Here is a 20481-nt window from a genome sequence, read left to right as displayed (position 1 = left end):
CGGCCGGATCTCCGCCGACTCGGACACCGACCGGCGTGACCGTGTCGACATGCCCAGGGCCTACGCGGAGACGGGCATCCCCGTGTACCTGCTCATCGAACGGGACACCTGCGAGGTCAAGGTGCACAGCCGCCCGGACGGGGGACGGTACGAGACCGTGCAGACGCTGCCCTTCGGCAAGGAGGCCGCGCTGCCCGAGCCGGTCGGGATCGTCCTCGACACCGGGCCGCTGAAGAACTGGGTGCGCTGACCCGGAGCGGGAGCAGGCGCAGGCGCAGGCCCGGAGCGTCAGGCGGAGATGCCGTCGATCCGGGCCATGGCGTCCTCCGCGCCGTACGGCTGCAAGTACGGCAGCCAGCGCGGGTCCCGGTGGCCGGTGCCGATGATGCGCCAGGCCAGGCCGGTGGGCGGGGCCGGTTTGTGGCGCAGGCGCCAGCCCAGCTCGACCAGGTGGCGGTCGGCCTTGACGTGGTTGCAGCGGCGGCAGGACGCCACCACGTTGTCCCACGCGTGCAGACCCCCGCGGCTGCGCGGGACGACGTGGTCGACGCTGGTGGCGACGGCGCCGCAGTACATGCAGCGGCCTCCGTCGCGGGCGAAGAGGGCACGGCGGGTGAGCGGGACGGGGCCACGGTAGGGCACCCGCACGAATCGCTTGAGCCGGACCACGCTGGGTGCGGGCACGGTGACGGTCGCGCTGTGCAGATAGGCGCCGGACTCCTCGAGGCACACGGCCTTGTTCTCCAGGACGAGGACGAGCGCGCGGCGGAGCGGTACGACGCCGAGTGGCTCGTACGACGCGTTGAGGACCAGGACATGCGGCACGGGTGCCTCCTTGGGCGTCGGCGGCACGTGGCTCGCGCCGGGACGATCTGGTTCAGTCTCCCCTCATGCCTGGTCGTAGCGCCACCATGTCCCGGTAACGGGCTGGGAGTGTTTTCGACCACACGGGGCCCGTACTCCCGGGCGTGACCAGTTCAAGCGCGGGTGAGCAGTGTCTCCCCCGCCCGTTTCGGGCCGAACCGCGTCCGGTGCCCCGTTAGTGTGGTGCATCTGCCCGTCCGGTGACCTTTCCGTGACCTTGGACCGGACCTCGGACCGGACCGCGCAGGACGGGCCGCCGCACCTGGAGGTTTCCGCCGTGTCCCTGTCCGCCGCCGTCCTGCCGGCCGCCGGTTCGTCGTCTGCGTCGTCCGCGTCGCCCTCGCCGTCGCCGTCTCCGACGGCCCCGACCGTGCCCTCGCTGAGGGAGGCCCACGAGAGCGCGACCAACGCCGCGGGCTGGGTCGAGGAGAACTGGTCGACGTGGCTCGCGATCGGGCTGCGGGTGCTGCTGATCGTGGTGATCGCGGTGGTGCTGCGCGCGGTGGTGCGGCGGGCGATCACCAAGCTGATAGACCGGATGAACCGCAGGAGCGGGGGGTCCGGCGGTACCGCGCTGAGCGGGCTGCTGGTCAACGCCGAGCGGCGCCGGCAGCGGTCGGAGGCGATCGGGTCCGTCCTGCGCTCGGTGGCCAGCTTCCTCATCCTCGGCACCGCCGCACTGATGGTGCTCGGCACCTTCCAGATCAACCTGGCCCCGCTGCTGGCCTCCGCCGGTGTCGCCGGCGTCGCGATCGGCTTCGGCGCCCGCAATCTGGTCACCGACTTCCTGTCCGGCGTCTTCATGATCCTGGAGGACCAGTACGGCGTCGGCGACAGCATCGACGCGGGCGTGGCCTCCGGCGAGGTCATAGAGGTCGGGCTGCGGGTGACCAAGCTGCGCGGCGTCGACGGCGAGATCTGGTACGTCCGCAACGGCGAGGTCAAGCGCATCGGCAACCTCTCCCAGGGCTGGTCCACGGCCGGGGTCGACGTGACCGTCCGCTCCGACGAGGACCTGGACAAGGTGAAGGAGACGCTCACCGCGGTCGGCGAGCGGATGAGCAAGGAGGAGCCCTGGAACGAGATGCTCTGGGGGCCGATCGAGACGCTCGGCCTGGACTCCGTACTGCTCGACTCGATGGTGGTGCGGGTCTCCGCGAAGACCATGCCCGGCAAGTCCCTCACCGTCGAGCGTGAGCTGCGCTGGCGCATCAAGCGGGCCTTCGACGCGGCCGGCATCGCGATCGTCGGCGGTGCCACCGTCCCGATGGAGGGAGCCCCGGCCGCCGCCGACCCGACGGCGGGCGTCGCGGCGCCGTCGGCGTACGCGAGCAGCGCGTCGCCGCAGTCCATGGCAGCGTCGCCCATTCCGCCGCCCAGCACCAGCAAGTAGCCCGTCCCGCGCTCTTCCCGCCCCCGAGGTAACGACTGCGTTGCCTCGGGGGCGGTCTCTTGACGGCTCCGTGCGGCGGGCCTACGTTCTCCAGCCAACAGGAAACTTTCCTAACAGACGCCTTCCAGGCGTTCCTACGGGCCGTTTCCCGTGATCCGCGCGGTGGACTTCCCGCACCGCGCCCTGAAAGGCTGAGCGGTCGAGAGGCAGGTGTGGACACGCATGGCAGGAACCGCCGGCACGCCGGGCACCCCGCGCGTCCTGCGCGCCATGAACGACCGGGCCGCGCTCGACCTCCTGCTGGAGCACGGGCCGCTGTCCCGGACCCGGATCGGCAAGCTGACCGGCCTGTCGAAGCCGACCGCCTCGCAGCTGCTGGCCCGCCTGGAGGCGGCGGGGCTGGTCCTGGCGGGGGGTACGACCGAGGGGCGCCCGGGGCCCGGCGCCCAGCTCTACGAGGTCAACCCGGCCGCCGCGTACGCCGCCGGGATCGACGTCACCCCGGGCCGCGTCCTGGCCGCGGTCGCCGACGTCACCGGGCGCACGGTCGGCCGGCACGAGCTGCCCACCCCCGGCCGGCACCCCGCCGCCCCCGTCGTCCAGCAGGTCACCGACGCCCTCGACGGCGCGGTGAAGGCGGCCGGGCTGGACCGGAGCGACGTGCACCGGCTGGTCATCGGCACCCCGGGTGCCTTCGACCCCGGCACCGGCCGGCTGCGCTACGCCTCCCACCTGCCCGGCTGGCACTCCCCCGCCCTCCTGGAGGAACTCGCCGCCGCCCTGCCGATGCCGGTCGAGTACGAGAACGACGTGAACCTCGCCGCCGTGGCCGAGCAGCGCCTCGGCGCCGCCCGGGGGCACGAGGACTTCGTCCTGCTGTGGAACCAGGAGGGCCTGGGCGCCGCCCTGGTCCTCGGCGGCCGGCTGCACCGCGGCTGGACCGGCGGCGCCGGCGAGGTCGGGTTCCTGCCGGTGCCGGGCGCCCCGCTGGTCCGCAAGGTCAGCCGCACCGGCAGCGGCGGCTTCCAGGAGCTGGCCGGTTCCCAGGCGCTGCCGGCACTGGCCCGGGAGCTGGGCGTCGCCGACGTGCCCCCGGGGCCGTACACCGAGGCCGCCGGCGCCCTGGTCGCCCGCGCCGCACAGGCCGGCCCCGACGACGTCCCGCGGCGCCGGCTGCTCCAGACCTACGCCACCCGGCTGGCCACCGGCCTCGCCTCCCTCGTCTCGGTGCTCGACCCCGAGCTGGTGGTCCTGAGCGGCACCTCCCTCACCGCGGGCGGCGAGGCGCTGCGCGACCTGGTCCGCGACGAGCTGGAGGAACTGGCCGCCTCCCGGCCCCGGCTCGCCGTCGGTGACGTGACCGAGGACCCCGTCCTGCGCGGCGCCCTGGAGAGCGCGCTCGCGACCACCCGCGACGAGGTCTTCGACACCTCGCGCTGACCCCGCGCCACCGCACCGGTCCCACCCCCGCACCACCCGTCCCTGCCCCGCCCTGTCCCTGGGAGCTTCGCCATGCCCGGAATATCCAGAAAAGCGGCCCTCGCGATCGCCGCCTCCGCCTCCCTCGCCCTGCTCGCCACCGCCTGCACCGGCCAGTCCGACGCCGGTGCCTCCGACGACCCCGACGCCGAGACGACCATCACCTTCTGGCACGGCTGGAGCGCGCCCGCCGAGGTGAAGGCCGTACAGGCCAACGTGGACCGCTTCCAGAAGGCGCACCCCAACATCAAGGTGAAGGTCGTCGGCAACATCAACGACGACAAGCTCAACCAGGCCCTGCGCGCGGGCGGTTCGAGCGGCCCCGACGTGGTGTCCTCGTTCACCACCTCCAACATCGGCAAATTCTGCTCCTCGGGCGCCTTCCTCGACCTGAAGCCCTTCATCGAGAAGTCGAAGCTCGACCTGGACGCGCTCATCCCGAAGCCGATGCTGGACTACACCCAGTTCGAGGGGACCCGCTGCGCCCTGCCGCTGCTCGGCGACGCCTACGGCCTCTACTACAACAAGGACGCCTTCGAGGCAGCCGGGATCAAGGCCCCGCCGAAGACCTGGTCGCAGTTCGCCCAGGTGGCGAAGAAGCTGACGAAGCCCAAGGGCGACGGGTACGAGCAGCTCGGCTTCATGCCGAACTACCACGGCTACGAGACCGTCGTCGATCACTACATGTCCCAGTGGGACCACGCCTACTTCGACGAGGACGGCAAGTCCAGCGTCGCCGAGGACCCGGCGTTCGCCGAGATGTTCACGTACCAGAAGAAGCTCGTCGACGACCTCGGCGGCTTCGGGAAACTGGAGAGGTACCGCAACACCTTCGGTGACGAGTGGGGCGCCAAGCACCCCTTCCAGACCGGCCAGGTCGCCATGCAGCTGGACGGCGAGTGGCGGCTCGGCATGGCGAAGGACGCGGGCGTCGGCTTCGAGATCGGCACCGCGCCGATGCCCGTCGCCGACGACGAGGTGGCCGAGTACGGCAAGGGCTTCCTGTCCGGCACCGTCATGGGCATCGCCCCGCAGAGCAGGAAGCAGAACGCCGCCTGGGAGCTGGTGAAGTACATGACGACCGACACCGAGGCCGTCGTCGCCTTCGCCAACGCCATCCGCAACGTGCCCTCCACCTTCCCGGCCCTCAAGTCGCCCGGCCTGAAGACCGACCCGGCGTTCAAGACCTTCCTGGACATCGCCCAGCACCCCGAGTCGAACTCCCCGCCGGCCTCCGTCAACGGCGCCACGTACCAGCTGACCCTCCAGGACTTCGGCTACCAGTACGAGTCGGGCAAGGTGAAGGACCTCAAGGCGGGCCTGGAGAAGACCGCCGCGCAGATCGACCGCGACATCGCTCAGGCGAAGTAGCGCACATGACCACGTCCATGACCGCGAACACCCTCCGCGCCAAGCGCCGGTCCTCGGCGCTTCGGACGCTGGCCTTCATGTCACCGTGGCTCGTCGGGTTCGGCGTCTTCTTCGCCTATCCCCTGGTGTCCACCGTGTACTTCTCGCTGATGAAGTACGACGGCTTCGGCGTCCCCGAGTTCCGGGGCCTGGACAACTGGGTGTACGTCTTCCAGGACTACCCCCTGTTCTGGCCCGCACTGCGCAACACCCTCTGGCTGGTCCTGGTGATGGTGACCTGCCGGGTGGTGTTCGGGCTAGGGACCGGGCTGCTGATCACGAAGATCAAGACGGGGGCCGGTGTCTTCCGCACCCTCTTCTACCTGCCCTACCTCGCCCCGCCCGTCGCCGCGACACTCGCCTTCGTCTTCCTCCTCAACCCCGGTACGGGGCCGGTCAACTCGGTCCTGGAGGGCCTCGGTGTACCGGCGCCCGGCTGGTTCACGGACGCCGCCTGGTCCAAGCCGGCGCTCACCGCGCTCGCGGTGTGGGGCGTGGGCGACCTGATGGTCATCTTCATGGCCGCGCTGCTCGACGTGCCGAGGGAGCAGTACGAGGCGGCCGAGCTGGACGGGGCGTCGGCCTGGCAGCGCTTCCGGTTCGTGACACTGCCGAACATCTCGCCGATCGTGCTGTTCGCCGTGGTCACGGGCGTGATCCAGACCATGCAGTACTACACGCAGCCGCTGGTCGCCGGGAAGGTCGCCTCCGGGATCATCGGCGGCTCCGGCCAGTCCTTCGAGCCCGGCTATCCCGACAAGTCCACCCTCACCCTCCCCCAGCTCGTCTACAACCTCGGCTTCCAGCGCTTCGACTACGGCTCCGCCTGTGTGGTCGCGCTCGTGCTGTTCGCGCTGGCCATGGCGTTCACGGCGCTGCTGATGCGCCGCCGGGGCGGGCTCCTCCAGGCAGGTGACCGATGACCCAGGTACTGGACCAGCCCGTGGTGGCCGGCACCCCGCCCACCGGGGAACGCACCGCCCGCCGGCGCGTCCTGCTGCACTGGATCGCCGTCCACTCCCTCGGCGTGGCCGCCGCCCTCTTCTTCGCGCTGCCGTTCGTCTTCGTGGTGCTCACCTCGCTGATGAGCGACCAGCAGGCGCTCACCCGCGACCTGTGGCCGCACACCTGGGAGTGGGGCAACTACCGCGCGGTCCTGGACACGCCCGGCTTCCTCACCTGGTGGAAGAACACGCTGCTGTACGCGGGGCTCGGCACCGTGCTGACCGTGGCGTCGTCGGTCCCGGTGGCGTACGCGCTGGCCAAGTTCCGCTTCCGGGGCCGGCACCTGTCCCTGATGCTGGTGATCTCGATGATGATGCTGCCCCCGCAGGTGATCGTCATCCCGATGTACCTGTTCTGGGCGAAGCAGCTGGACCTGTCCGGCACACTGTGGCCGCTGATCGTGCCGATGGCCTTCGGTGACGCCTTCTCCATCTTCCTGCTGCGCCAGTTCCTGCTGACCATCCCGGACGAGTACCTGGACGCGGCGAAGGTCGACGGCTGCGGGGAGCTGCGCACGCTGCTGAAGGTCGTCCTGCCGATGGCCAGGCCGGGTATCGCTGCCGTGGCACTCTTCCAGTTCTTCTACGCCTGGAACGACTACTTCGGCCCGCAGATCTACGCCTCCGAGAATCCCGGCGCCTGGACGCTCTCCTACGGCCTGGAGTCCTTCAAGGGCGCCCACCACACCGACTGGAACCTCACCATGGCCGCGACCGTGCTGGTCATGGCGCCCGTGATCCTCGTGTTCTTCTTCGCGCAGAAGGCGTTCGTCGAGGGTGTCACGCTGACTGGAGTAAAGGGTTGATGTCTGCATGAAACTCACCGTGGTCGGCGGCGGTTCGACCTACACGCCCGAACTGATCGACGGCTTCGCCCGGTTGCGGGACACGCTGCCCGTCGAGGAGCTGGTCCTCGTCGACCCGGCGGCGGACCGGCTGGAGCTGGTGGGCGGCCTCGCCCGACGCATCTTCGCCAAGCAGGGGCACGACGGCCGCGTGGTCACCACCTCCGACCTGGACGCGGCCGTCGACGGCGCCGACGCGGTCCTGCTCCAGCTGCGCGTCGGCGGCCAGGCCGCCAGGCAGCAGGACGAGACCTGGCCGCTGGAGTGCGGCTGCGTCGGCCAGGAGACGACCGGCGCGGGCGGCCTCGCCAAGGCGCTGCGCACGGTGCCGGTGGTGCTCGACATCGCCGAGCGGGTGCGCCGGGCCAACCCGGACGCCTGGATCATCGACTTCACCAACCCGGTCGGCATCGTCACCCGCGCCCTGCTCCGGGCCGGGCACCGCGCGGTCGGGCTGTGCAACGTGGCGATCGGGCTCCAGCGCAAGTTCGCCGCGCTGCTCGGGGTGGCACCCGCCGACGTCCACCTGGACCACGTGGGACTCAACCACCTCACCTGGGAGACCGGCGTACGGCTCGGCGGTCCTGAGGGCGAGGACGTGCTGCCCCGGCTGCTGGCCGAGCACGGGGAGACGGTCGCCGCCGACCTGCGCCTGCCCCGGCCGCTGCTGGACCGCCTGGGCGTCGTCCCCTCCTACTACCTGCGCTACTACTACGCCCACGACGAGGTCGTGGACGAGCTGCGCACCAAGCCGTCCCGGGCCGCCGAGGTGGCGGAGATGGAACGGCGGCTGCTTCGGATGTACGGCGACCCGGCCCTGGACGAGAAGCCCGCGCTGCTCGCCCAGCGCGGTGGCGCCTACTACTCCGAGGCCGCCGTCGACCTCGCCGCCGCCCTGCTCGGCGGCGCGGGCTCGCCGTACCAGGTGGTGAACACCTGCAACCGGGGCACGCTGCCCTTCCTCCCCGACGACGCGGTGATCGAGGTGCCGGCGGCGGTGGGCGGCAAGGGCGCCTCCCCGCTGCCGGTGGCGCGGGTGGACCCGCTGTACGCGGGGCTCATGGCGCACGTGACCGCGTACGAGGACCTGGCCCTGGACGCGGCCCTGCGCGGCGGCCGGGACCGGGTCTTCCGGGCGCTGCTCGCCCACCCCCTCGTCGGCCAGCACGCGTACGCCGAGCAGCTCACCGACCGGCTGATCGCGCACAACCGGGAGCACCTGGCGTGGGCCTGACCGGGAGCGTCCTCGCCGTCGACGCGGGCAACAGCAAGACCGACGTGGCCGTGGTGGCGGCCGACGGGAAGGTCCTCGGCACGGCCCGCGGCGGGGCCTTCCGGCCGCCCGCGGTCGGCGTCGAACGGGCCGTGGACGCCTTGGCGGACGCGGTGGCCCGGGCCTTCGCGGCGGCCGGGGTCACCTCCGTCGACCACGTGTCGGCGTGCCTGGCCAACGCCGACCTGCCGGTGGAGGAGGAGCAGCTGGCCGCCGCGCTGCACGCGCGCGCGTGGGGCACGAGCGTCGAGGTGCGCAACGACACGTTCGCGATCCTGCGGGCGGGCGTCGCCGAGCCGCTGGGGGTCGCCGTGGTGTGCGGGGCGGGCGTCAACTGCGTCGGCATGCGCCCCGACGGCCGCACCGCCCGCTTCCCGGCCATCGGCCGCATCTCCGGCGACTGGGGCGGCGGCTGGGGGCTGGCGGAGGAGGCGCTGTGGCACGCCGCACGCGCGGAGGACGGCCGGGGCGGGCCCACGGAACTGGCCCGCACCCTGCCGGCCCACTTCGGCCTCGACTCGATGTACGCCCTCATCGAGGCCCTCCACCTGCGGCGGATCGAGCCGGTACGGCGGCACGAGCTGACCCCGGTGCTGTTCGCCACGGCGGCCGGCGGCGACCCGCTCGCCCGCTCCGTCGTGGACCGGCAGGCCGACGAGGTGGTGGCCATGGCCACCGTCGCGCTGACCCGCCTCGACCTGCTGGCCGAACCCGCGCCGGTCCTGCTGGGCGGCAGTGTGCTGGCGGCCCGGCATCCGCGGCTCGACGAGCGGATACGGGAGCTGCTGGCGGCCCGTGCCCCCAAGGCCGTGCCCCGGGTGGTGACGGCCCCGCCCGTCCTGGGCGCGGTGCTGCTGGGCCTCGACCACATGGGTGCGGCGCCCGGGGCCCGTGAGCGGGTCCGGGAGCACTTCGCCGCCTGAGCCGTCCGCGTCGCCCGCCGTGACGACGACCGGGAACCGGTACGGGGAACCGAACCGGTTCCCGTGGCGTATTCATGGGCAGGGGTGGTGCGTTGCACCGGGATCACATCAAGATCGGGCGAAGGCCGGTGCGAATGTCGGTGCGGACAGCGATACTTGCGGCGACGGATGACCACGGGGGAGGTCAGCAGTGACTCAAGCGCCGAAGATCAGCGCGCCACCGCCGCCGGACACGGCGCCGCGTCGTACCGCCTTCGCCGAGGGCGTGGACCGGCTGCGCGCGGCGGCGGTCACCGAGCCGGGGCGGCTGCGCATCATCGGCGCGGTGCTCGCCGTGCTCGTCGTCGCCTTCGGCACCGTCACCGCCTGGCAGATGAACGAGCGGGCCGCGGCGGCCGACGACGTGCTGACCCGCAGCCAGCCGCTCAGCTCCGCCGCGGCCGACATCTACCGCTCCCTGGCCGAGGCCAACACCGCGGCCTCCAGCGGCTTCCTGGCCGGCGGCCAGGAGACGCAGGACTCCCGCACGCGCTACGACAACGGTATCCGTACGGCCGCCGACGGACTGGTGACGGCCGCCGCCAACTCCGAGCCGAAGTCACCGGCGGCGGCGACCATCGCGAAGCTCAACCGCCTGCTGCCGGAGTACAAGGGCCTGGTCGAGCGCGCCCGCACCTACAACCGGCAGGGCTTCCCGGTCGGCGGCGCCTATCTGCGCTACGCCAACGAGAAGATGCAGAAGGAGATGCTCCCGGCGGCGGAGGACCTCTACAAGAAGGAGAACCAGCGGCTGGGCGCCGACTACGGCGACGCCAAGCCCTACCCCTGGGCGGCGATCGCCCTCGGCGTCGTCCTGCTCGCCACGCTGGCCTGGGCCCAGCACCGGAACTACCGGCGCACCAACCGCGTCCTGAACCACGGCCTGGTCGCCGCGACCGCCGCCTCCACGGTGGTGCTGCTCTGGCTGGTCGTCGGCCACAGCGTCGCGCGGTCGAACCTGACCGACTCCTACGAGCACGGCGTGCGCTCCCTCAACGCGCTGAACGAGGCCCGCATCGCCTCCCTCAAGGCGAGGGGCAACGAGAACCTGACCCTGGTCTCCCGCGGCGCGGAGACGACCAAGGTGGGCGACACGACGTACGACTCCTACGACCTGGCCTTCGGCAAGAACATGGACGGCCTCGGCAAGGCGCTGGCCGAGGCCGCGCGCCTCGCCGACGACAAGGCGGGCGAACAGCCGGTCGACACGGCGAACGGCGACATGGCGGAGTGGAAGAAGCGCCACACCTCGGCCCGTACGCAGGACGAGAACGGCAACTACCAGCAGGCGCTGAACCTGGTGATCGGCGGCGACGGCGCCACGGTGGAGTGCTTCGACGGCGTCGACGAGGCCCTCGCCACCGCCCTGAAGCACGAGAAGGCGGAGTTCGAGCAGGCGGCGGGCGACGGCCTGGACGCCATGGGCTACCTGCCCCAGGGCGCGGGCGTGCTCGCCGCGCTGGGCGCGGCCGGCGCGCTCATAGGCATCGGCCGCAGGCTGTCGGAGTACCGGTGAGGCGGGGTGTGGACCCGGCGGACCGGTGGGAAGGGGTGCCCGTGAAGCCCGCGAGGCCCGTGGAGGCAGGACCCGTGAGAGGAGGCGTGAGGATGCGTGCGGGACGGTTGCGGACCGGCCTGAAGGGCTGGGGCGGCGTAGGTGCGATGGCCTTCGCCTGCGTCCTCGCCGTGCTGGCGGCCCTGCTCCTGCCGATGGTCCCCTGGCACGGCACGGGCGGTGGCGGCGGGGACGACGACGGCCACGGCGTCGCCCACGGCAGCCAGGCGCGGGCCGCCAGGGAGTGCACGGACCCGGAGAAGCAGACCCTCGCCCCGTCCGGGGACGACGGGCCCACCATCGACGCGATCCGCGCCCGCGAGGGCGAGAAGCGCAAGCTGATCGTCGGCGTCGACCAGAACAGCTACCGCTGGGGCTACCGCGACCCGAACAGCGGCGGCGACGCCGAACTGGAGGGCTTCGACATCGACCTGGCGCACCGGATCGCGAAGGACATTCTCGGCGACGAGAACGCGGTGCAGTTCAAGGCGATACCCACCGACCAGCGCATCCCCGCGATCCAGGACGGCCGGGTCGACATGGTGGTGCGCACGATGACCGTCAACTGCGACCGGCTGGAGGACGTCGCCTTCTCCGCCCCCTACTTCAGGACCGGCCAGCAGGTGCTGGCGCCCAAGTCCTCGAAGATCACGGGGTACGACGGCACGCTGGCCGGCAAGAAGATCTGCACGGCGGCGGGTTCGACGGCGCTGAGCACGCTGGAGCAGGGCCGGCAGGACGGCAGCCTCGCCGAGGGCGTCGACCTGCGCACCACCGTCCCCAACCAACTGGACTGCCTGGTGCGGCTCCAGCTCGGCGAGGTGGACGCGGTGGTCACCGACGGCGCCCTCGCCGCGAGCCAGGCCGCGCAGGACCCGACGGTCGAGCTGAAGGGCGACGACTTCACGACCGAGTACTACGGCGTGGCGATGAAGAAGGACGCCGACGATCTGGTACGCCGGGTCAACCGGGTCCTGGAGGAGTGGCGCGCGGACCGGGCCGACGGGTGGCAGCACTCGTACGAGAAGTGGCTGTCGGAGACCATGGACGACCCGGCGAAGTCGCTGCCCCCGACCCCGCGGTACCTGCGCAGGAGCTGAGGCGGCGCAGGCGAAGGCAGAGCACACGCAAGTCCGCGACGGCGAGAGGTGATCGATGGGCGACACGGGACCCACCGGGCCGGTGATGGACCGGGACGAGGTGGACCGTGCGCTGGCGCGGCTCGGCGCGGAGCACGAGGCGATCGAGACCTCGCTCCTCGCCCTCCAGGACCACGCGGGGCGCAGACTCCTGGAGGGCGCCGAGCTGACCGGCGTCACCGCCGAGCGCTGGAGTGCCGCGGAGGCGTCGATCACGCTGCTGTGGACCTACTTCGACGCCTACACGAGCGCGCTGCGCACCGCCCGGGAGATCCGCTCCCGGCGCCGCTGGTCCAGCCGCGAGGACCTGGCGGAGCTGACGGAACTGCTGCGCGGCGAGGCCGTCACGGTGTCCGGCGGCGCCGCCGCCACGGCCAACGCGCCCACCGCGAACGGCGGCCCTGGCCGGCTCAGCGAGCGGTACTCGCTGGTGACGCTGGTGGACCGGATGAACCAGCTCTACGCGACCTCCCTGGACATGGTGGTCGCCGCCGACGCGGTGTGGTCGGCGCTGCCCGCGCGGATCGATCTACTCGCCGCCGAGCTCCAGCGCACCCGCAAGCTGGCCCACTCCGTGGGCGTGCGCCCCGGCGAGCACCCGGCCGGCGACGACCTGGAGCGGATCACCCGCACCCTGACGCGGCTGCGGGAACAGGTGGTCTCCGACCCGCTGGCCTTCTGGACGCCCTCCCAGGGCAGTTCGGCACCGGGCGGCGGCCGTCCCGACACCACGGTGTACGACCGGGAGGCGCGCGCCCTGGAGGAGGTGCGCCGCGAGATCGACGCGGTGCTGGCCGTGCGCCAGGACGCCGAGCAGCGGATCGTGCGGCTGCGGGACGTGCTCTCGCGCGCGGACCGCACGCTGGCCGAGGCCCGTACCGCGCGCGGCGAGGTGCTGGCGAAGATCGCCGCGACGGAGGTGCCGGTCGTCGGCGGGCCGCCGATCGCGCTCCAGGAGCAGCTCGCGGCGGCCGCCGAGTACCGCAGGCACGCCCAGTGGCACCGGCTGTCGCCGCTCCTGGAGTCCCTGGAGGAGAAGGCGGAGGACGAACTGCTGCGGGCCCGGGAGTCGTTGACGGCGGTCACCGCGCCGCTCGCGGTCCGTGCCGAGCTGCGCGGCCGGCTCGACGCGTACAAGGCGAAGATGGCCCGGCTGGGCCACGCCGAGGACCCCGAGCTGGCCGAGAAGTACGAGAGGGCGCGCCGCATGCTGTGGAGCGCGCCCTGCGACCTGCGCGTCGCCGAACAGGCCGTGCTGCGCTACCAGCACGCGGCGGCCGAACTGCTCGGCACCGAACGGCGCGTGCCCGGTCAGGGCGGACCGATGGACCGGACGGGGCCCGGCGCATGAGGGACGAGGGGGAGGCAGCGTCATGAGTGAGGCAGGGCGGACGTGTCAGCGTCCCGGCTGCGGCGGGACCTACGAGGACATGGGCGGCGGCGAGCTGTACTGCGACACGTGCGGTCTCGCGCCGGTCGTCGCGGCGGGCGGCGCGCTCGGCTCCGCGCCGACCGGCGTCACCGGAGGCGGAGGCGCGGGCCGGGGCTCACGCGGTTCACCGGGCAGCGGCAGCTCACGCTCCAGCGCCCGCAGTTCGCGTACGTCGTCCCAGTCGTCGCGCTCGTCGAAGTCCAGGCGCTCGGTGTCCGGCCGGCTCTCCCGGGCGGTCTCGGGCCGCTCCACGGGGCGTTCGGTGTCGGTGCGCAGCTCCGGTTCGGGCGCGGGTTCCACCGGGCGCGGGCGCCTCGGCGTCGGTCTCGTCGAGGTACCGGCGGTGCCGCGGCCCGACCCGCGCGAGATGGTGATGGACCACCCGGAGGTGCCCGAGCGCAAGCGGTTCTGCTCCCGTTCGGACTGCGGGGCGCCGGTCGGGCGGGCGCGCGGCGAGCGGCCGGGCCGCACGGAGGGCTTCTGCACCAAGTGCGGCCACCCGTACTCGTTCGTGCCCAAGCTGAAGGCCGGGGACGTGGTGCACGGCCAGTACGAGGTGGTGGGCTGCCTCGCGCACGGCGGCCTCGGCTGGGTCTACCTCGCCGTCGACAAGGCGGTCTCCGACCGCTGGGTGGTCCTCAAGGGCCTGCTGGACACGGGCGACCAGGACGCGATGGCGGCGGCGATCTCCGAGCGGCGCTTCCTCGCCGAGATCGAGCACGCCAACATCGTGCGGATCTACAACTTCGTCGAGCACCTCGACCAGCGCACCGGCTCCCTCGACGGTTACATCGTCATGGAGTACGTCGGCGGCAAGTCGCTCAAGGAGATCGCCAACGCCCGGCGCTCCCCGCAGGGCCGGCGCGACCCGCTGCCGGTCGAGCAGGCCTGCGCGTACGGCATCGAGGCGCTGGAGGCGCTCGGCCACCTGCACAGCCGCAAGCTGCTGTACTGCGACTTCAAGGTCGACAACGCCATCCAGACCGAGGACCAGCTCAAGCTCATAGACATGGGCGCGGTGCGCCGCATGGACGACGACGAGTCCGCCATCTACGGCACGGTGGGCTACCAGGCCCCGGAGGTCGCCGACGTCGGCCCGTCGGTGGCGTCCGACCTGTACACGGTCGGGCGGACGCTCGCCGTGCTGTCGTTCGACTTCCAGGGCTACACCACCGTCTACGCGGACTCGCTGCCCGACCCCGACAGCATCGAGGTCTTCCGGCACTACGAGTCGTTCTACCGGCTGCTGGTGCGGGCCACCGACCCGGACCCGGCCCGCAGGTTCGCCTCCGCGCAGGAGATGGCGGAGCAGTTGACGGGCGTGCTGCGCGAGGTGGTCTCGCTCCAGACGGGCCGCGCCAGGCCCGCCGTCTCCACCCTGTTCGGGCCCGAGGTCCGGGTCACGGACACGGAGCTGTTCCCGCGTCTGGACGGCGAGGTGTCGCGGCTTGGGGCCAGGGTGCCGAGTCCGAGAGGACGCCGGGGCGGCTCCGGTGCGGCCCTGCCGGGCGGGCCGGGCGCCGCGCCCACGCTGCCGGGCACGTCCGGCCCCGCCGTGGGTGCGCCGGGCGGGACCGTCGCGCACGCACCGCCGGTCGGCGCGGGTGCGCCGGTGGCCGCGTCCGGGGGCGCGAGCGCCTCGCTGCCGGGTGCGGTCAGCTCGGTCGGCGGTCTCGGCTCCGGGTCCGGCGGCCTGGTCAAGGGGGCCGACGCGCCCACCGCGTCGCTGGCGCTGCCGGTCCCCCGGGTCGACGCCGGTGACCCCAACGCGGGCTTCCTGGCGGGCCTCATGGCGTCCGCGCCGGCCGAGCTGCTGACCGCGCTGGCCGCGGCCCCGGCGCCGTCGGCCGAGACCCGGCTGCGGCAGATCCGGGCCCGGTTGGAGACCGGCGACGCGTCCGGCGCGCTGGAGGCGCTGGGGTCCTTGGAGGGTGAGCGCCCCGACGACTGGCGGGTGGTCTGGTACCGCGGTCTGGCCGCGCTGGTGACAGGCGCCCACGAGGACGCCGCGCTGGCCTTCGACGCGGTCTACGACGCCTTCCCCGGCGAGATCGCGCCCAAGCTGGCGCTCGGCCTGTGCGCGGAGGTGCTGGGGCAGCTCGACAACGCCGCCGAGTACTACGGGCTGGTGTGGTCCTCCGACCCGAGCCACGTCAGCGCGGCGTTCGGTCTTGCCCGGGTGCAGCTGGCCGCCGGTGACCGGGCCGCCGCCGTACGGACGTTGGAGTCGGTGCCGGAGTCGTCCGTGCACTGCACCGCGGCGCGCGTGGCGGCCGTGCGGGCGCGGCTGCGGCAGCGCACCGCGGCGGCGGGCGACCTGGAGTTCCTGGACGATCTGATCGCCGCCGCGCGGCAGGTCGAGGCGCTGGACGTGTACGGTCTGGATCCGGCGCGGCGCGAGCAGCTGTCGGTCGAGGTCCTCGGTTGCGCGCTGGACTGGGTACTCTCCGGAGGTCGGGGTTCCGTCCCTCCCGCCGCCGGGGGACGGACGCTGCTCGGCAGCGGCCTGGACGAACGCGGCCTGCGCTTCGGCCTGGAGCGTTCGTACCGCACGCTGGCCCGGCTGGCGCGGGGCGGCGAGGAGAGGATCGACCTGGTGGAACGTGCCAATCGTTACCGCCCCCGAACGTGGGTGTAGTTGATGTCGCAGATGCCCCAGCAGGCCGCTGTGTCGAAGTGCCCGAGCTGCGAGGAACCCCTCGAGTCGGGTGACCGTTTCTGCGGTGCGTGCGGATACGACCTGTCCGTCGTGCCCGCGCGGCCCGAGGACAGCCCGACGCTCGCCGTCAACGGCGCGGTGCCCGCGCCGGACGGCGTGGACTGGCCGGTGGCCCGGGACTCGGACGGCCACGGCCGTCCCGCCCCGGTGCACGCGGCCGCCGAACTGCCGGGTACCGACTCGGGCGGCTCCCCGCTGCTGCCATCGCCCCCGCCGCCCCCGCCCGCGGCGCCGCCCTCGGCTCCGGCGGCTCCGGCCGGGTCGTCCGCGCCCGGGGTGCGGTTCGACCGGCCGGGCGAGCCCGACGAGTACCCTTTGCAGGCGCCCGACCCGCGGCTGACCGCGGAACAGGCCCCGGCGCCCGAACCGCCCGCGGTTCCGCCCCAGTTCGCTCCCGCCGCTCCGGCCGCGGCCGAGAAGGCCTGCGTGGCCTGCCGCGCGGGCCGGGTCGACGACGACGGCTACTGCGAGAACTGCGGGCACGCCCAGCCCCGCGAACGCGACCACATGGAGCAGGAGTCGGGTCCCGTGGCGGCCGTCAGCGACCGCGGCCTGCGCCACCACCGCAACGAGGACGCGTTCTCGGTGGGCTGCACCGCGCTGCCCGACGGGGCCCCCGCCTCCGTGGCGATCGTCTGCGACGGCGTGTCCTCGGCGACCCGCCCCGACGACGCCTCCCTCGCCGCGTCCCGGGCGGCCGGCGAGTCGCTGCTCGGCGCCCTGCCGCGCGGCACGCATCCGCAGCAGGCCATGCACGACGCCATCCTCGCCGCCTCGCAGGCCGTCAACGCGCTGGCCGACGAGCCCGCCACCGCCCGCGAGCAGGCCCCGCACCAGAACGCGCCCGCCTGCACCCTGGTCGGTGCCGTGGTCACCGCGGGCCTGCTGGTCGTCGGCTGGGTCGGCGACAGCCGCGTCTACTGGGTCCCGGCGGACCGCACCACCCCGCCCGCCCGGCTCACCGAGGACGACTCGTGGGCCGCGCAGATGGTCGCCGCCGGTCTGATGAGCGAGGCGGAGGCCTACGCCGACGAGCGCGCCCACGCGATCACCGGCTGGCTGGGCGCCGACGCCTACGAACTGGAGCCGCACACCGCGTCCTTCAAGCCGGACCGCGCCGGTGTGGTCGTGGTCTGCACGGACGGCCTGTGGAACTACGCGGAGTCCGCCGAGGAGATGGCCGAGGCGATGCCCCTGGACGCGGCCGCCCGCCCGCTGCACGGCGCCCGCGTCCTGGTCGGTCACGCCCTGGACGGCGGGGGCCACGACAACGTAACAGTGGCCCTCCTGCCGTTCCCGGCCCCGCCGCAGGGGGCAGGATCGGCCTGAGGCCCCCGCACGGACACGGGTGGAGGGGCGGCCTCGCGGACCGCAGGGGGCGGTCCGCGCCAGCAAGCCAAGACCCCCACCGCTGTGGGGACGTAGAGGGGGATGCGATCCGGCATGGCCAATTTCTCGAAGTCGAACGTGCCGCAGTTCGCGGTGGACGTCTACCAGAACGAGTACCTGCCCGAGGGCGGCCGTGAGGTCAACGCCATCGTCACGGTCACCGCGACCGGCGGCGGCACGGTCGGGAGCGCGGTCGCCGCGCCCCACCTGTACTCGCCCGGTCAGGGCCCGTCCGCCGCCGTGGCGCTGATGGTCGACTGCTCGGGCTCGATGGACTACCCGCCGACCAAGATGCGCAACGCCCGCGACGCCACGTCCGCCGCGATCGACACCCTGCGCGACGGCGTGCACTTCGCCGTGGTCGGCGGCACGCACGTGGCCAAGGAGGTCTACCCGGGCGGCGGCCGGCTCGCGGTCGCCGACGCCACCACCCGGGCGCAGGCCAAGCAGGCGCTGCGCGGACTCGGTGCGGGCGGCGGCACCGCCATCGGCACCTGGCTGCGGCTGGCCGACCGGCTGCTGTCCACCGCGGACGTCGCCATCCGGCACGGCATCCTGCTCACCGACGGCCGCAACGAGCACGAGTCGCCCGAGGACCTCAGGGCCGCGCTCGACGCCTGCGCGGGGCGATTCACCTGCGACGCCCGTGGCGTGGGCACCGACTGGGAAGTGAAAGAAGTCACAGGGATCGCCTCCGCCCTGCTCGGCACCGCCGACATCGTCGCCGATCCGGCGGGCCTGGCCGCCGACTTCACGCGGATGATGGAGACGGCCATGGGCAAGGAGGTCGCGGACGTCGCGCTGCGCCTGTGGACCCCGGTCGGCACCACGGTGAAGTTCGTCAAGCAGGTCGCCCCTACGGTCGAGGAGCTGACCGGCCGGCGCACCGAGGCGGGACCGCGGGCCGGCGACTACCCCACCGGTTCCTGGGGCGACGAGTCCCGTGACTACCACGTCTGCGTGGAGGTACCGGCCGCGGGCATCGGCCAGGAGATGCTGGCCGCCCGCGTCTCGCTGGTCATCCCGGAGCCCGACGGGTCCGTCCAGAACCTCGGCGCGCAGGGTCTCGTACGGGCCGTGTGGACGGACGACATGACGGCCTCCACGTCGATCAACCCGCAAGTCGCCCACTACACCGGGCAGGCCGAACTGGCACAAGCCATCCAGCAAGGGCTGGATCTGCGCAAAGCGGGAGACATCGACGGAGCAACGGCCAAACTGGGCCGCGCGGTTCAGCTCGCCGGAGCCTCCGGAAACGCCGATACGGCGAAACTGCTTGCGAAGGTGGTGGACGTAGTGGACGCGGCGGCAGGTACTGTGCGACTGAAAGCGAAGGTCGAGGAGGCCGACGAGATGACTCTCGAGACCCGGTCGACCAAGACAGTTCGTGTAAAGAAGTGACGCACAACAACCGCGCGACACGCCCGCAAGAGAGGGAAGCTCCGACATGCCGACCTGCCCGAACGGACACCAGTCGGGTTCCGACGACTGGTGCGAGGTCTGCGGTCACCGCATGGCCGGTGCCGTGCCGCCCCCTCCGCCGCCCCCGCCGCCCGGCGGCGGCTACGGCTTCCCTCCGCCCGCCGGTCCGGCTGGGCAGGGTGGGCCGGGCGGTCCCGGCGGTCCCGGCGGCGAGCCGCAGTTGTGCCCGCAGTGCCGCACGCCGCGTGAGGGCGGTGCGCCGTTCTGCGAGGAGTGCCGGTGGAACTTCCTGACCAACACCGCCACCTCGTACACCCCGGCCGCCCCGCGCCCGCCGGCCTCCGGCGGCCCGGCGCCGCACTTCCAGCCGCCTCAGGCCGGTCCGTCGTACGGCGGCGGTGACTCGTACGACTACCAGGGCTCCCGCCCGTCCCAGATGAACCGTCCCGCAGAACCGATCCCCCCGGGTCCGCCGCCCTTCGGCGCCGACCCGTCGGGCCGCGGTGGCCCTGGCGGCCCCGGTGGCCCCGGTGGCCCCTCGGGCGGCCCCGGCGGTCCGAACGGCCCCTACAGCCCCAGTGGTCCTGGCAGGCCTGGTGGTCCCGGTGGACCCGGCGGGCCTGGTGGCCCGGGTGGTCCCTCCGGCGGCTTCGGCGGTCCGGGTGGGCCTGGTGGGCCCAATGGTCCTGGTGGACCCGGTGGCGGCTTCGGTGGGCCCGGCGGCCCTGGCGGGCCCGCCAACCCGCACGCTCCCGGCGGCCCGAACGGTCCCGGCGGTCCCGGTGGTCAGGGCGGTCCCTCCGGTCCCCCGGCCCCTCCCGGTTTCGGTGGCGATCCCTCGCGGCCGGTTCCGCCGCCGCCCGGGCCCCCGCCCGGCGGCCCCGGTGGCCCCGGTGGCGCCCCGCAGGGGTTCCAGTCCGGTCCTCCGGCCCCGCCCGCCTTCCCACAGGAGACCAACCGCCCGCAGCAGGGCGGCCCGTCCTTCGGCGGCGACGACGACTGGGTGCTCTCCCCGCCGTCGTCCACCGGCCCGGGGGGCCCCGGCGGCCCGGCGGGCCCCGGCGGGCCGAACGGCCGGGGCCCGGCCCAGGGCGGCGGCTACGGCTACCCGCAGCCCGGCGCCACCCAGGCACCGCCCGGCCCCGGACCGGGCTTCCCGCAGCAGCCGCAGCGGCCCCAGCAGCCGACGACCTGGTCGGCGACGATCGGTCCGGACCGCGAGTACTTCATGGCGATGATGCAGCGCTCCGGTCCCGAGGCCGCGGGCCTGAACCTGCCCGCGTACTCGCCCGAGCAGCAGCGCACGCTCACCGGCAACCAGATCACCATCGGCCGCCGCCGGCACTCCACCGGCGACACCCCGGACATCGATCTGGCCGTGCCGCCGGAGGACCCGGGCGTCTCGCACCAGCACGCGGTGCTGGTGCAGCAGCCGGACGGCAGCTGGGCGGTCGTCGACCAGAACTCGACGAACGGCACCACGGTCAACGGCGGCGAGGAGCCGATCCAGCCCTTCGTACCGGTGCCGCTCCAGGACGGCGACCGGGTGCACGTGGGCGCCTGGACGACGATCACGATCCGCCGGGGCTAGGCGC

The 20481-nt window shown here is 73.3% G+C and carries 15 protein-coding genes and 1 pseudogene; 15 read left to right on the top strand and 1 reads right to left on the bottom strand.

What is annotated here, in order from left to right; translation table 11 throughout:
* Window positions 1–10: 10 nt before the first annotated feature.
* Window positions 11–250, top strand: a pseudogene (locus tag ACZ6IM_RS02270) (Uma2 family endonuclease); the annotation flags it as partial.
* Window positions 251–288: 38 nt separating this feature from the next.
* On the opposite strand, the gene ACZ6IM_RS02265 reads toward ACZ6IM_RS02270, so the two are convergent.
* Complete coding sequence (locus tag ACZ6IM_RS02265) at window positions 289–825, bottom strand: HNH endonuclease (RefSeq protein ID WP_030399972.1); 537 nt, start codon at window positions 823–825, stop codon at window positions 289–291.
* 256 nt (window positions 826–1081) lie between these two features.
* Between ACZ6IM_RS02265 and ACZ6IM_RS02260 the strand changes: the two genes are divergently transcribed.
* The 14 genes from ACZ6IM_RS02260 to ACZ6IM_RS02195 all read left to right on the top strand — a co-directional run bounded on the left by ACZ6IM_RS02260 (window position 1082) and on the right by ACZ6IM_RS02195 (window position 20477).
* On the top strand, window positions 1082–2257 hold the full coding sequence (locus tag ACZ6IM_RS02260) for a mechanosensitive ion channel family protein (protein WP_469554242.1): 1176 nt from the start codon (window positions 1082–1084) through the stop codon (window positions 2255–2257).
* 222 nt (window positions 2258–2479) lie between these two features.
* Window positions 2480–3697, top strand: a complete 1218-nt coding sequence (locus ACZ6IM_RS02255) for an ROK family transcriptional regulator (protein ID WP_052838113.1) — start codon at window positions 2480–2482, stop codon at window positions 3695–3697.
* 72 nt (window positions 3698–3769) lie between these two features.
* Complete coding sequence (locus ACZ6IM_RS02250; protein WP_052838112.1) at window positions 3770–5107, top strand: ABC transporter substrate-binding protein; 1338 nt, start codon at window positions 3770–3772, stop codon at window positions 5105–5107.
* A gap of 17 nt (window positions 5108–5124) precedes the next feature.
* A complete protein-coding gene (locus tag ACZ6IM_RS02245; protein ID WP_469554240.1) occupies window positions 5125–6069 on the top strand; it encodes a carbohydrate ABC transporter permease in 945 nt (314 codons plus the stop codon).
* On the top strand, window positions 6066–6956 hold the full coding sequence (locus ACZ6IM_RS02240) for a carbohydrate ABC transporter permease (protein WP_052838110.1): 891 nt from the start codon (window positions 6066–6068) through the stop codon (window positions 6954–6956). Before ACZ6IM_RS02245 ends, ACZ6IM_RS02240 begins: the two co-directional genes overlap by 4 nt.
* A gap of 7 nt (window positions 6957–6963) precedes the next feature.
* Entirely contained in the window at window positions 6964–8229 is a 1266-nt protein-coding gene (locus tag ACZ6IM_RS02235) for a 6-phospho-beta-glucosidase (protein ID WP_052838109.1), read from the top strand.
* Window positions 8220–9191 (top strand): BadF/BadG/BcrA/BcrD ATPase family protein, encoded by a 972-nt coding sequence (locus ACZ6IM_RS02230; RefSeq protein WP_052838108.1) that lies wholly within the window; start codon window positions 8220–8222, stop codon window positions 9189–9191. Before ACZ6IM_RS02235 ends, ACZ6IM_RS02230 begins: the two co-directional genes overlap by 10 nt.
* 190 nt (window positions 9192–9381) lie before the next feature.
* Window positions 9382–10746 carry a hypothetical protein gene (locus ACZ6IM_RS02225; RefSeq protein WP_052838107.1) on the top strand — a complete coding sequence of 455 codons (1365 nt, stop codon included), beginning with the start codon at window positions 9382–9384 and terminating at the stop codon, window positions 10744–10746.
* A 92-nt stretch (window positions 10747–10838) separates the two neighbouring features.
* A complete protein-coding gene (locus ACZ6IM_RS02220) occupies window positions 10839–11885 on the top strand; it encodes a glutamate ABC transporter substrate-binding protein (RefSeq protein ID WP_052838106.1) in 1047 nt (348 codons plus the stop codon).
* A 55-nt stretch (window positions 11886–11940) separates the two neighbouring features.
* Window positions 11941–13275 carry a coiled-coil domain-containing protein gene (locus tag ACZ6IM_RS02215; protein ID WP_052838105.1) on the top strand — a complete coding sequence of 445 codons (1335 nt, stop codon included), beginning with the start codon at window positions 11941–11943 and terminating at the stop codon, window positions 13273–13275.
* A gap of 22 nt (window positions 13276–13297) precedes the next feature.
* A complete protein-coding gene (locus tag ACZ6IM_RS02210) occupies window positions 13298–15994 on the top strand; it encodes a serine/threonine-protein kinase (RefSeq protein ID WP_469553880.1) in 2697 nt (898 codons plus the stop codon).
* Between the two features lie 3 nt (window positions 15995–15997).
* Complete coding sequence (locus tag ACZ6IM_RS02205) at window positions 15998–17404, top strand: PP2C family protein-serine/threonine phosphatase (protein WP_052838103.1); 1407 nt, start codon at window positions 15998–16000, stop codon at window positions 17402–17404.
* 114 nt (window positions 17405–17518) lie between these two features.
* Window positions 17519–18865, top strand: coding sequence for a vWA domain-containing protein (locus ACZ6IM_RS02200; protein ID WP_052838102.1), 1347 nt, complete (start codon window positions 17519–17521; stop codon window positions 18863–18865).
* A gap of 46 nt (window positions 18866–18911) precedes the next feature.
* The gene (locus ACZ6IM_RS02195) at window positions 18912–20477 is read left to right on the top strand and encodes an FHA domain-containing protein (RefSeq protein WP_052838101.1); all 1566 of its coding nucleotides are present in this window, start codon (window positions 18912–18914) and stop codon (window positions 20475–20477) included.
* Window positions 20478–20481 lie beyond the last annotated feature (4 nt).

The sequence above is a fragment of the Streptomyces sp. NPDC042336 genome, assembly GCF_055581985.1.
Note: the sequence above shows the minus strand (reverse complement) of the source record. Positions and strands in the feature narration are given on the sequence as shown.